Annotated in this window: 11 protein-coding genes; 2 read left to right on the top strand and 9 right to left on the bottom strand. The window is 43.5% G+C overall.

Annotation, left to right across the window (positions count from 1 at the left end):
- Positions 1-1,434: ABC transporter ATP-binding protein (locus VE944_RS28140; RefSeq protein WP_324985145.1), on the top strand; the 1,434-nt coding region annotated here is incomplete at its 5' end.
- Between the two features lie 51 nt (positions 1,435-1,485).
- Positions 1,486-1,761: a hypothetical protein gene (locus VE944_RS28145; RefSeq protein WP_324985148.1), complete on the top strand. Its 276-nt coding sequence runs from the start codon at positions 1,486-1,488 to the stop codon at positions 1,759-1,761.
- A gap of 305 nt (positions 1,762-2,066) precedes the next feature.
- Here the strand turns inward: VE944_RS28145 and ssuE are convergent, their stop codons facing one another.
- The 9 genes from ssuE to VE944_RS28190 all read right to left on the bottom strand — a co-directional run bounded on the left by ssuE (position 2,067) and on the right by VE944_RS28190 (position 10,807).
- On the bottom strand, positions 2,067-2,633 hold the full coding sequence (ssuE, locus tag VE944_RS28150; protein ID WP_324985151.1) for an NADPH-dependent FMN reductase: 567 nt from the start codon (positions 2,631-2,633) through the stop codon (positions 2,067-2,069).
- Between the two features lie 62 nt (positions 2,634-2,695).
- A complete protein-coding gene (ssuD, locus tag VE944_RS28155) occupies positions 2,696-3,841 on the bottom strand; it encodes an FMNH2-dependent alkanesulfonate monooxygenase (protein ID WP_324985154.1) in 1,146 nt (381 codons plus the stop codon).
- A 331-nt stretch (positions 3,842-4,172) separates the two neighbouring features.
- The gene (gene phnM, locus VE944_RS28160; protein ID WP_324985157.1) at positions 4,173-5,309 is read right to left on the bottom strand and encodes a phosphonate metabolism protein PhnM; all 1,137 of its coding nucleotides are present in this window, start codon (positions 5,307-5,309) and stop codon (positions 4,173-4,175) included.
- Between the two features lie 72 nt (positions 5,310-5,381).
- A complete protein-coding gene (phnL, locus tag VE944_RS28165; RefSeq protein WP_324985160.1) occupies positions 5,382-6,107 on the bottom strand; it encodes a phosphonate C-P lyase system protein PhnL in 726 nt (241 codons plus the stop codon).
- Positions 6,108-6,118: 11 nt separating this feature from the next.
- Positions 6,119-6,889 (bottom strand): phosphonate C-P lyase system protein PhnK, encoded by a 771-nt coding sequence (gene phnK, locus VE944_RS28170; RefSeq protein WP_324985162.1) that lies wholly within the window; start codon positions 6,887-6,889, stop codon positions 6,119-6,121.
- Between the two features lie 5 nt (positions 6,890-6,894).
- Entirely contained in the window at positions 6,895-7,755 is an 861-nt protein-coding gene (locus VE944_RS28175) for an alpha-D-ribose 1-methylphosphonate 5-phosphate C-P-lyase PhnJ (protein WP_324985165.1), read from the bottom strand.
- 61 nt (positions 7,756-7,816) lie between these two features.
- On the bottom strand, positions 7,817-8,377 hold the full coding sequence (locus tag VE944_RS28180) for a phosphonate degradation HD-domain oxygenase (RefSeq protein WP_324985168.1): 561 nt from the start codon (positions 8,375-8,377) through the stop codon (positions 7,817-7,819).
- A 2-nt stretch (positions 8,378-8,379) separates the two neighbouring features.
- Positions 8,380-9,591 (bottom strand): alpha-D-ribose 1-methylphosphonate 5-triphosphate diphosphatase, encoded by a 1,212-nt coding sequence (locus tag VE944_RS28185; protein ID WP_324985171.1) that lies wholly within the window; start codon positions 9,589-9,591, stop codon positions 8,380-8,382.
- A gap of 40 nt (positions 9,592-9,631) precedes the next feature.
- Positions 9,632-10,807, bottom strand: a complete 1,176-nt coding sequence (locus tag VE944_RS28190) for a carbon-phosphorus lyase complex subunit (protein WP_324985174.1) — start codon at positions 10,805-10,807, stop codon at positions 9,632-9,634.
- Between the last annotated feature and the right edge of the window lies 1 nt (position 10,808).

The raw sequence follows: 10,808 nt of genomic DNA on the forward strand, positions 1-10,808 counted from the left end.
TCATTGGCACATCGCATCAGCGAAACTTCTTTGGGCGTTACCCAAACAATGCAAATGCTGATTAGTGAATTTATGGCAGTAATTATCGTGTATATCGTCGCCACGATGTTACTGTATCGCGCCTATCCTCCTCTGGCTGCACTCGTGGGAGCGTGGGCAGTTCTGTTCATCAGTATTTCGTTTTGGCTGGCAACTCGCTGCCGAATTTACTCCCGCAAAGCCGCAGCAGCAAGAAGTGAAACAACTGGTATCATCGTAGACTCAGTAACAAACCTCAATAGTAGCCGACTGTTTGCTCGCCTGGGTTTTGAACGACGCTATTTAAATGAGCAATTAAGGGACGAACTCAAAGAGGTGAGAAAATCCAACTGGTACTCGGAGCGCATCCGTTGGTTTCAGTATATTTCAGCAGCAATCCTGAAAATTGGCACTTTGTATTACTCACTCTCACTTTGGAGTCAGGGGAAAATCACCGCCGCTGATTTTGTTGTGGCAACTAGCTTGTCACTGTTAATCATCAGTGAAGCCCGTAATTTAAGTAAACGGTTTTTAGAAATATTTGAACATATCGGCAATATTGCCAATGGTGTCTTCACTATTGTTCAACCCCACGAGATCATTGATCGGGATAATGCGATCGCCCACTCAATCACTCAGGGACAAATTGAGTTTCGGCAAGTAAATTTTAGCTACTCCCTTGGGAAAAAAGTATTCGACAACCTCTCTATAACGATCCAACCAGGACAACGTGTCGGACTGGTTGGCTTCTCTGGCTCAGGGAAATCCAGCTTCGTGAATCTGATTTTGCGTCAATTCGACCCCCAATCGGGACAGATTCTCATTGATGGGGTAGATATTCGAGACATGACGCAAGATGCCCTACACTCCCAGATCAGCTTGATTCCTCAAGATCCGTCTCTATTCCATCGGACATTAATAGAAAATATTCGTTATGGACGACTCGATGCCAGTAACGAGGAAGTGGTCGAGGCAGCACGCCAGGCCTATGCTCACGATTTTATCGTGCAGATTAAGGAAGGGTATGATTCTTTGGTGGGCGAACGTGGTGTGAAACTTTCTGGAGGGCAAAGACAAAGGATTGCGATCGCGCGGGTAATTCTCAAAGATGCGCCGATCCTGATTCTAGATGAAGCTACCTCCAGCCTCGATTCCATCACCGAAAAAGCGATCCAAGACACTCTAGATTTAGCGATGGATGGAAAAACAGTCATCGTGGTGGCTCATCGACTTTCTACTATTGCCCATTTAGACCGCATTTTAGTATTTGACCAAGGGCGCATTATCGAAGATGGCACTCATACCAAACTGCTGGCACGCCGTGGTGCTTACTACAGGTTATGGAAAATGCAGGCAGGTGGATTCTTACCTGTAGAAGCCAATAATCAAAATGCCTCCGAACTGCAAACAGGATAGTTTTGAGCGTCGAATCGTGGTCATTTTAAAACATCCTATTTCATTTCACGTATGACTAGAATATTTAACACTCGCCGCCGTTTTATCCAGCTTGGTACAGCAAACTTGTTAGGTTTATCAACTGCATTTACCCTGAATAGTTGTAAGACAAATACCCAGCAAGCAGAAACATCTGCTACTACTATAAGTGCATCAGGTAGTGGGATTAAAACTGATGTGTTGCGGATGAGCTATCAACAAGCCGGGGATTTAGTCAGAGTATCTGGTGTATTAGAAAAACGCCTAGAACGAATGGCACTAAGAAAAGCTATAAGCTATGTGGAATAAGGACTACAGCTTTAAAAGCTATTTAAAAGTGTTGGATAGCTCAGGCAATTGTCTTTGATGCAGTTTCATGGAAGCGTCACCGTAAAAACCGATGCCCAATTGTTAAGAAAACAGTAACACCACCACGCAAACAACTATCAGTTATGGTTTAATACTCAAGATTATTCATAGGGCTTGCTAAGTCTCTGATTAACTCAGCCTTGCTGGGTCTTTTTGCATGGCTAAACTCCAGTAAATAAAAAATAGCAGATGGGTAGAAATCACCCGGCTGCTAGTGAGAAGGGAGTAAGGGTAACTCTGATTAACTACCCAGCATGGGTAAATTCTTTGGCAGCATTCTGGGAATGATTCAGCGCTAGAGCAAACTCTTTGAGGACATCTTGCAATCTTTGGTTTATTTCTTCATCAAGTTGCACGCTACCATCTGGCTGGATTTGAATTTGCTGATCGACTGCGTACACTGTACTCAATATATGCCGTGCGCCTAATTCAGATAACACAGGTTTTAAGGCATACTCTACTGAGAATAAATGAGCGATTGTCCCACCTGTAGCTACAGGTAGCACAACTTTCCCTGCCAAAGCTTTTTGGGGTAATAAATCTAGAAATGCTTTCAGTACACCTGTATAGGCCGCTTTATATATAGGTGTAGCGATAATTACACCACTTGCTTTTTCTAGAAGTGCTTTTGGTTTTTCTAAAGCAGCACTATTGTAACGTCCATAAGCTAAGTCTTCGGCAGGTATATCTCGCACTGAGATGATATCTAGATTTAATCCTTGCTGCGATAGGCTTTTAGCGGCTTGTTCAAGAATGGCGTAGGTTCTTGAGGGATGAGAGGGACTGCCGGCTACAGCTAATATTTGTGTCATGGTAAGTTAGTCCTTTGAAGATTTTGGAACGCAGAGGGAAACGGGGAGTTACGCGGAGTTTTTTAATCTACGGTGGCGATTTGTTGTTTGGGGAATTCTTGGTTGGCTACAACCTCGCCAAAGGGACTCAATAGTTGTGGTTCTAGTGTTGGCTGATTGTCTAGAGGTAAACGAGGGAAAAGTAATTCTGCTACCCGATATGCTTCTTCTAGATGAGGATAACCAGAGAAGATAAAGGTATCGATACCTATTTCTTGATATTCCCGCATTCTCTGAGCAACGGTATCGGGATCGCCTACTAAAGCTGTGCCAGCACCACCACGGACTAAACCAATTCCTGCCCATAAATTCGGGCTAATTTCTAAGGCTGCACGAGAACCGTTGTGTAATTCTTTCATCCGCTGTTGCCCTTCGGAATCCATGCGGGCGTAGGCTTGTTGGGCTTTGGCGATCGCCGAATCATCTACGTAGCGAATCAAATTGTTAGCTGCATTCCACGCTTGGCTTTCAGTCTCCCGCACAATCACGTGGAGACGAATCCCAAAACGTAATGTTCTCCCTTGGGCTGCTGCTAGTCGGCGTACAGAGGTAATCTTTTGGGCAACTTGTTGTGGTGGTTCGCCCCAAGTTAAATATACATCTACGTGTTTGGCTGCAATTTCTTGAGCAATCGGGGAAGAACCTCCAAACCACAGAGGCGGATGAGGTTTCTGGACTGTGGGAAATAACAGCTTACCACTTTGAATATTCAGATAATCTCCCTGGAAATCGGCAGTTTCCCCGGCTGCAATTTCCCGCCACACTGCTAAAAATTCATCTGTTAATCTGTAGCGATCGTCATGGGAAAGATGCAATCCATCTCCCGCTAATTCTACTGGATCGCCACCGGTGACGACGTTAATCAACAACCTTCCACCAGAAATGCGATCAAAGGTTGCTGCCATGCGTGCTGCTACTCCCGGTGACATCAACCCTGGACGAATAGCCACCAAAAACTTCATCCGCTTGGTGTGTGTCACCAAAGTTGATGCCAAAATCCAGGCATCTTCACATGAACGGCCTGTAGGTAGTAATGCCCCTGTAAAACCTAAATGATCTACTGCTTGGGCAATCTGCCGCCAGTAATCAAAGTTGACTGCCCGCCCGCCTATGGCAGTACCAAGATAGCGCCCTTCACCGTGAGTTGGAATAAACCAAAGTAGCTGCATGATATCTATAGTCAGAGTAGCTGCAATATTTCCTGTTCTTCAAGTACGGTAATTTTATCAAATTACCGTATTATTTACTTCACTTTTAGACTATCGCACAGCCAGTTAAGCAAAGCAATACCTTTACAAAATTAAATACTGTTAGTCGGTAGAGTTTTAGTATTTTAATGCTTGCGGTTTTGCGGTAGCTATGACATACTTGCAATTACATTATTTTTATAGACTTACCGTAGTTTGTAGTTTGCCTCACAAATCTTGCTGCAAAGAATTAATCATGCTTAAAGATGCACTGTAAGCATAAAGGTTACATTTATATGTAATTTTTTTTAACTTAAGAAATACGAACACCTCGGCAGATAGTTGCACTCAAACGGGGTATGATGCCATCATCATGAACAGTGATCGCATCGGCTCTTTTTCCTACCTCCAAACTACCGCGATCGCAAAATAGATTAATGGCTTTAGCTGGGTTACTGGTAAATAATTGCATAGCTTGGTAAATCGGCTTGCCAGTCTTATGGGCAATGATCCAGATGGATTGCAATAAGCTTTGAGGAACGTAATCAGAAGAAATCACATCAACCAAATTGTGTAAAACAAGTTCCATAGCTGAAACATTACCAGAGTGAGAACCACCTAACACCAAATTAGGCGCACCCATCAAAACTTGTAATCCTAAGCTGTGCGCTGCTTTGGCGGCTTCTAATGTAGTTGGGAACTCAGCTAGCACTACTCCATCTTGAACCGCTTCTTGGACGTGTTCCACCGTAGCATCATCATGACTTGCTAAGGAAATAGCTTTGGCTTTGGTAAGTTCTACTAAAGCCATACGATTTTTTTGTGCATATATTTGTTGCTGGTGCTGACGAATGATGATGAACTCGTCAATTTTGTCAGAAGTAACGCCGTGTTTGCCCATGTAATACTCTTTAAACTTGTCCAACCGGGTAAACTGCCGTTGACCGGGAGTATGATCCATCAGTGAAATCATTGATAAAAGAGGATGATCTGCGTATTGTGCTGTAATCTCATAAACCTTGTCAAAAGCCAGTTCACAGCGCAGATGAATGCGATGTTCCACACAAAAGCGTCCAGTGGCTTGTCTTTGGGAGATGACATCAATCATCGGCCCATAGTTAGTTAAGCGAGGAGAAACAGTTGCCAAATCACCAATTGCGATCGCATCACATACTGTTGTTACTCCTGCACTGGCTAAATCTCGGTCATGATAAACTGCTGCGGCTTCTAAAGGCCAGCGAATACCGGGACGGGGAGACATACAGCGTTCGAGATTATCGGTGTGTAACTCAATCAATCCTGGTAATAGATAATCTCCCTGACCATTTTGACCATGACTTACAATCCCTGGCTGAATATCAGCAATCAATCCATCTCGCACTACCAAAGTACCTAGCAGTTCTTGATCTGGTAGTTGCAGGCGATAGTTAGTGTAAATCTGCTCATTCATAGGGCTTTGTTGAGTGATGACTCGTGACGGTAAAAACTTTGTTGGGCTAGTTGAGCAATCAACTGTCAACCATCAAGTATTAAAAATTAATTCGTGGTTACAAAGCTGCGCTCTTACTTCTTCATCGTGAAAAATGCCAATTAAGCCACAGCCTTTAGCTTTTTTCTCTTGCAACAGTTCAATGACTACTTGGCGATTGGTAGAGTCTAAGGCTGAAGTTGGTTCATCTAGTAGCAAAATGGGATAATCAACTGCTAAAGCACGAGTAATATTTACTCGTTGCTTTTCGCCTCCAGAAAAAGTAGTAGGAGAAAGATGCCACAGTCTTTGTGAGAGGTGGAGGCGATGAAATAAGTCTTTAACTTTGTTATAGGCCACATCTATATCTACCCCTAATTCCAAAAGTGGTTCTGCGGCAACTTCTAACGCTGGCACTCTAGGAATTACTCTCAAAAACTGGCTGACATATCCAATGGTTTTCTGCCGGACTGCTAAAATATCGTGGGGAGCGAGTTGACACAAATCAACCCAGTCTTCCTGATGTTTTATCCAGACTGAACCACTATCAACGCGATAGTTAGCATATAAACAGCGCATAAATGTAGATTTCCCACTGCCGGATGCTCCAGAAAGAGCAATACATTCCCCAGCATTAACGCTCAAAGACACTCCTTCTAGCACCGATAGATTAATGCCTCCTTGCTGATGCAGAGTAAAACTTTTTCGCAAATTCTCAACTTGCAAAAGTGCTTGGTTAGAAAATTTTACGGGACGATGATTAACAGTTAATGATTGCATTGTTAAGAAACTCACGGTGTTAAAGCAGCGCTGACTAGTAGTTGAGTGTATGGATGTTGTGGATCATCAAGCACTTGGTCAGTTAAACCTGATTCCACTACCTGTCCTTGTTGCATAACTAATAATCTGTGTGCCAGCAGTCTGACTACGCCGATATCGTGGGTAACTATAATTACGCTGAGGTTAAAATTGCGGACAAGCGATCGCAACAAATCTAATAACCGCGCTTGCACCGACACATCCAATCCTCCCGTCGGTTCGTCCATTAATATCAACCGAGGACGTGTCACCAATACACGGGCAAGTTGTAATCTTTGTTGCATCCCTCCAGAAAAGTGGATTGGCAGATCATCTATCCGTGTTGGGTCAATTTCCACTTGTTGTAGCCAATGGGCAGCCTCATCCCGAATATTGCCGTAATGCCGTACTCCAATATCTAGTAAGCGTTCGCCGATATTCGCTCCAGCACTGACCTTCATTCGCAGACCATCACGGGGATTTTGCTGCACAAAGCCCCACTCAGTTCGCATCAGCAATCGCCGTTTGGCTTCCGCAAGTTGAAAAATTTCTAAGTCTTCACCGCTACGATTAGTATAAGTAACATTACCTTGGTCAACACCAATGTGATTGGCAACTCCACTCAGCAAGGTAGACTTACCTGAACCTGATTCTCCAACAATACCGAGAACTTGCCCAGGAAAGAGATTAAAAGAAATGCGATCGCACGCTTTAATTGTGCCGTAAGATTTACTTAGCTGGTGAACCTGTAAAAGAGGTTTCATCGGTTTTAAATTTTGAATTTTGAATTGTTACAAAAGTCTGTGTCTGAGCAAATCCACATTCGCCCCCCTTGGTCGTTGATCACTACCTCATCTAAGTAGCTTTCTGTAGAACCACATAACTCACAGGCTTTATCCCATTTTTCTACGGTGAAGGGATGGTCTTCAAAGTCGAGGCTTTTAACTTTGGTATATGGTGGAATTGCATATATGCGTTTTTCTCTCCCTGCACCAAATAATTGCAATGCCGGACTCATCTGCATTTTAGGATTATCAAAGCGTGGGATCGGACTAGGACTCATCAAATAGCGGTTATGCACCATTACCGGATAGTCGTAGGATGTAGCAATATGTCCATGTGTGGTGATGTCTTCGTAAAGCTTGACATACATAGCTCCGTATTCCTCCAGGGCGTGCATTTTGCCTGTCTCAACAGATGAGGGTTCTAGCCAGCGCAAAGGTTCGGGAATCGGTACTTGATAAACTAAAATCTGTCCTTCCTTTAGTGGTGTTTCGGGTATGCGATGGCGAGTCTGAATTAAAGTTGCTTCTTGTGTGCGTTCTGTTGTCTTTACACCACAAACTTTTTGAAAAAAGCGACGAATATTAACGGCGTTAGTGGTGTCGTCTGCTCCTTGGTCAATGACTTTTAAAACATCAGTTTGACCAATAACAGCAGCTGTTACCTGAATTCCACCAGTACCCCAGCCGTAAGACATGGGCATTTCTCTGGAAGAAAAGGGAATTTGATGTCCTGGAATCGCCACGGCTTTCAGCAAGGCGCGACGAATAGAACGTTTTGTTTGCTCGTCTAAATAAGCAAAGTTAAAGCCTGTTTCTGGGGATTGGGGATTGGGAGAGATATTCATTAGGCTGATGACTGATGACTGTTGACTGTTAACAGAGCATACGAAAAGATGTACATACAACTTATATGCGCGACAGCTTATTTAAAGAGGCTGTTATAAATTGGGTGAAGTGGTTTAAATCGGGTGTTGGCAGATTCGTAATTTTGGCTTTGTCGTCATAAATCCTTAACTGCACAGCATCTTGAGCATAGGGTTGCTGAATAAATTTCTCTGCCTGTTCTGGAGAAAATATGCCTCCTTGCAGTTCTAAGCTGCGTTTGGATGCGGCTGAGAGACTTTCCCAATATTCAGGAACAACTGAGCAAAGATAGCGTTTGGCGACGACATGAAGCCTAATTGGTTGTGTGACTGCGGGACTGAAAATCTGACGTAGTAAGGGAATGGCTTGATGTTCATGTTGATCGTCTATGCCTTTGGTGGCTGGATTATCTCCCAAGTTATGGATTAAATGCCCTAAATCATGGAGTAGGCAAGCAGTAATCAATTCATGGTTTTGACCTGATATTTCAGCAAGGCTAGCACATTGCAAGGCGTGTTCTAGCTGGCTGACGGCTTCTGCACCATAGGATTGAGAACCTTTTTCGGTGAACAGGTCAATAATGCTTTCGATGGTAGGTTTCATAATTATTTGATGTGATATCGGGCAACTTCTTGCCCTGTTACATAAACAGATGCGATGCTTGCGGCGATCGCAGATGGGAAAGGATTATCAGGAGATATCAATAGGAAATCAGCATCTAAACCGGGAGCGATTTTACCTTTTTGATCGCTTATCCCCGCCGCCTCTGCTGGTTGGCTGGAAACTAATGACCACGCTTGTTCAAAAGACATCAAGCCTAATTCTTGGAGTTTGAAGGGTGCATAGAACAAGGAAGGATAATGATAGTCTGAGCAAAGACAATCGATAACGTTATTTTTTACCGCCTCAGCGACACTCATTAAACCTAAGTGAGAACCACCTCGTACTAAGTTAGGCGCACCCATGAGAACTGCTGCACCATATTCACGAGACTGAGCAGCTAAGTCTACAGTAGCGGGAAATTCTGCGATCGCTACTCGGCGTTGTTGACTTAGTATTACTTTTTCTGGGCTATCATCATCGTGAGAAGCGAGAGGAATACCGTAGGTATGAGCTAAATCTACCAGTTGTTCTATTTGCACGTCTCCTTCATGTCGTCGTGCTGTTACTTGGTTGATTAATTCTTCAATTTCTTCTATGGACATAGATGATCTTTGCTTCACACTATTGAGATATCGGCTCAATCTCTTTTGATTTCCTGGGGGTGGTAGGTGATCGTTGATAGACAAAATATGCACACGACCGGATACCATCCAATCACACAATTCTTCATGTCCAGCGATATTTGCCTCTTCATGTCTAATATGAATGCGATGATTGCAATTTAAAACTTGTTTTCCTGTCCCTAAAATGAAGTCAATTAAAGTACGGGCAGAATCTCGGCTGCGTAAACCTGGTTCGTAAGAGTCGGTGATTGAGCAATAAAAAGTTGTGATACCCGATGCTAAGAGGTTGCGGTCATTATCTGCGATCGCTATTGGTAGAGGAAAGTTAACTCCAGGGCGAGGGCAAATCATCCTTTCAAAAGCATCGCCGTGTAAGTCAATAATTCCTGGCAACATCTGGAGTCCTTGAGCATTTACCCGATGAAATTCATTAGGACTACTGGCCTGATCAATGCTAGTAAATTGCCCATCTTCAATTAAAACTGTGGCATCTTCCAGCCAACCATCAGAAGTTAGTACATTTACTCCTTGAATAGCAATTTTTGTGTTGGTTGGTTTTGATAATATTTGAATATTTTTAGTTGTTGTCACTGACTTACCTCAGTAAAAAATTTCATGCCTATTCCTGTAATCATTTCGCTTCTTCCAAAACCAAATCACTGTTTTCCAAAGACTGAGATTCTTCCGTAGTAACAGTTAATGACGATTGATTATTTAACTGCTGCCCTCGGATTTTCCGCACCAGATTTAACTCTGCTTGAAAGTCGATGTAGTGTGGAAGTTTGAGGTGTTGGACAAAACCTTGTGCTTCCACATTATCGGAATGGGAAAGTACAAACTCTACATTTTGGGCTGGGCCTTGAATTGTTTCCCCTAATTCCTCAGCACGCATTGCTCTATCTACTAACGCCATCGACATCGCTTTACGTTCGTTGTAACCAAAGGTGAGTCCATAGCCACGGGTAAACTGAGCAGGTAATTCTTTACTACCTTTAAACTGATTTACCATTTGCACTTCGGTGACAGTAATATCTGCGATCGCTACTTCAAATCCCAATTCTTCTGGACAAATTATCACTTCTACTTCCCCCATGCGAATCTCTCCGGCAAAAGGATGGTTTCTGCCATAGCCTCGCTGTGTAGAATATGCCAAAGATAGCAAAAAACCCTCATCTGCACGCGCTAGATTTTGCAGTCTCGCATCCCGTTCAGCAGGAAAGGTTAGGGGTTGACGAGTTAGGTCAAAAGGTTGAGGAGACTGGGGACTGGGGACTGGGGATTGGGAAGTAAGAAATTCCTCTTCTGCTTGCATCAAGCCTTCACGATCTAAAGTGTCAATTACACGCGGGACTGATTCTGTAATTGCTTCTGCTTCTGGTGCTGTAGGGGCTTGTCCTTCTGCTATCAACTTAAAGTCTAGTAGGCGGTGGATGTAGTCGAAGGTAGTTCCTAACCTTTGTCCTCCTGGTACATCTTTAAAAATGGCAGAAATGCGGCGCTGAATCTGCATTTTGCTGGTATCTAATGGCTGGCTATAGTAAAAGCGGGGTAGTGTTGTTCGATAGGCTCGTAATAAGAAAATTGCTTCTACTAAATCACCCCAAGATTGTTTAATAGCTAGGGCTGCTAACTCCCGATCATATAAACTACCCTCACACATTACCCGTTCTACTGCTAGGGAAAGCTGTTGTTCAATCTGGTTTAGCGTCAATTCAGGAATAGCGGGATCACCTCTGCGTCTACTTTGCAGGAGTGCTTCTGCATTTTGAATTGCCTGTTCACCGCCTTTGACTGCAACGTATGGCATA

This window comes from Nostoc sp. (assembly GCF_035638895.1).
Taxonomy (GTDB): domain Bacteria; phylum Cyanobacteriota; class Cyanobacteriia; order Cyanobacteriales; family Nostocaceae; genus Nostoc.

What these genes read in the sequence shown, in the direction of transcription:
- VE944_RS28145 (WP_324985148.1), top strand. Translation starts at nt 1,486, where the DNA reads ATGACTAGAATATTTAACACTCGCCGCCGTTTTATCCAGCTTGGTACA.
- ssuE (WP_324985151.1), bottom strand. Translation starts at nt 2,633, where the DNA reads ATGACACAAATATTAGCTGTAGCCGGCAGTCCCTCTCATCCCTCAAGA.
- ssuD (WP_324985154.1), bottom strand. Translation starts at nt 3,841, where the DNA reads ATGCAGCTACTTTGGTTTATTCCAACTCACGGTGAAGGGCGCTATCTT.
- phnM (WP_324985157.1), bottom strand. Translation starts at nt 5,309, where the DNA reads ATGAATGAGCAGATTTACACTAACTATCGCCTGCAACTACCAGATCAA.
- phnL (WP_324985160.1), bottom strand. Translation starts at nt 6,107, where the DNA reads ATGCAATCATTAACTGTTAATCATCGTCCCGTAAAATTTTCTAACCAA.
- phnK (WP_324985162.1), bottom strand. Translation starts at nt 6,889, where the DNA reads ATGAAACCTCTTTTACAGGTTCACCAGCTAAGTAAATCTTACGGCACA.
- VE944_RS28175 (WP_324985165.1), bottom strand. Translation starts at nt 7,755, where the DNA reads ATGAATATCTCTCCCAATCCCCAATCCCCAGAAACAGGCTTTAACTTT.
- VE944_RS28180 (WP_324985168.1), bottom strand. Translation starts at nt 8,377, where the DNA reads ATGAAACCTACCATCGAAAGCATTATTGACCTGTTCACCGAAAAAGGT.
- VE944_RS28190 (WP_324985174.1), bottom strand. Translation starts at nt 10,807, where the DNA reads ATGCCATACGTTGCAGTCAAAGGCGGTGAACAGGCAATTCAAAATGCA.